Source organism: Idiomarina aminovorans (assembly GCF_023155095.1).
Lineage (GTDB): Bacteria > Pseudomonadota > Gammaproteobacteria > Enterobacterales > Alteromonadaceae > Idiomarina > Idiomarina aminovorans.
In genome coordinates this window covers 1-234 of record NZ_JAKNDA010000045.1, presented here as the reverse complement: position 1 = coordinate 234, position 234 = coordinate 1, and the positions used below count along the sequence as shown (strand labels likewise).

General features: G+C 55.1%; 1 rRNA gene. It reads right to left on the bottom strand.

Annotated features, from left to right (window positions below):
• Positions 1 to 234: ribosomal RNA gene (locus L8G48_RS13445) — 16S ribosomal RNA — on the bottom strand; the annotation flags it as partial.

Below are 234 nucleotides of genomic sequence, written 5' to 3'. Positions count from 1 at the left end.
GTACGCTTTACGCCCAGTAATTCCGATGACCGCTTGCACCCTCCGTATTACCGCGGCTGCTGGCACGGAGTTAGCCGGTGCTTCTTCTGCGACTAACGTCAATGTGCTGCACTGTTAATACAACACCCTTCCTCGTCGCTGAAAGTGCTTTACAACCCGAAGGCCTTCTTCACACACGCGGCATGGCTGCATCAGGGTTTCCCCCATTGTGCAATATTCCCCACTGCTGCCTCC